Below are 1,050 nucleotides of genomic sequence, written 5' to 3'. Positions count from 1 at the left end.
CCCGCCGGCCGTGCAGGCGCTGCTGCACGCGGCCGAGGCGCGGGGGCACGGGGTGCTGGGGGAGGTGCGGGCCTGCACGGCGGCGCTGGTGCGCGCGGAGCGGGCGCTGGAGGGGGCGCGGCCCGGTGACGAGGTCCCGTACTGGGCGCGCTTCTTCGACGAGGCGCAGCTCGCCGACGAGTTCGGGCACTGCCACCGGGATCTGCAGCAGTTCCGGGCCGCCGCCCAGCACGCGGAGCGGTCACTGCAGTTGCGGGCGCCGGGGTACGCCCGCAGCCGGCTCTTCTGCCGGGTGGTGCTGGCGACCGCCCGGCTCGGTCTGGGGGAGCTGGACCAGGCGTGCCAGCTGGCGGCCGAGGCGGCCGGGGCGGCGGCGGAGATGCGCTCGGTCCGGGCCGTCGAGTACGTCCGGGACTTCGAACGCAGGCTGGAACCGTACCGGGACGCGGCCCCCGTGCGCACGTACCGCGACAGGGTCGCGGCCTACGGCTGAACCACCTTGGTCCGCTGCGCGCGGGGGCGCGCCCACGCCCCCGCGCCCACGCCCCGGCTCACGCCGCGCGAGCGCTCGGCACAGGATCCGCCCGATGCATCGACCGCCCCGCCCCCAGATCCGCCAGGATCGCCGCAGCCGCCCGGTGCGCCGAGTGCAACGCCCCCTGCACCGTCCCGGTGTCCCGGTGATCACCGCACACGTACAGCCCCGCCAGCAACCGCACCGGCCGCCGCAGATCGTGCGGCGGCCGCATCGCCGGCACCGCCTCCGCCGTGTGGTAGACACCCAGCGTCTCCCACCGCGCCGTCGACACCCCGTACAGCCGGGCCAGATGCATGCGTACGGCGGTGTCCACCCCCGGCGCCGGCGGCCCCAGGACCGTCGAGCTGACCAGGGTGCGCCCGGCCGGGGCCCGGGACGGGTCGACCCGGCTGACGACCGCCGTGTGCGCCACCGGCCCGCCCCGCTCGGCGTCGAGCAGCAGCGAGGCACCGGTCCCCGGGGCCTCGTCGACGCTGTGGTGCACCACCGTCACGGGGTGGAAGTCCGGCACC

Annotated in this window: 1 protein-coding gene and 1 pseudogene; one reads left to right on the top strand and one right to left on the bottom strand. The window is 77.5% G+C overall.

The features are described from left to right. Window positions 1-493: pseudogene (locus B7767_RS40115) on the top strand (regulator); the annotation flags it as partial. A gap of 58 nt (window positions 494-551) precedes the next feature. On the opposite strand, the gene B7767_RS40110 reads toward B7767_RS40115, so the two are convergent. Continuing rightward, window positions 552-1,050, bottom strand: a 499-nt coding sequence (locus B7767_RS40110; protein WP_143652924.1) for an FAD-dependent oxidoreductase, incomplete at its 5' end; no start/stop codon positions are given.

Source organism: Streptomyces sp. 13-12-16 (genome assembly GCF_002114215.1).
Lineage (GTDB): Bacteria > Actinomycetota > Actinomycetes > Streptomycetales > Streptomycetaceae > Streptomyces.
This window is presented reverse-complemented; position numbering and strand designations above follow the sequence as displayed.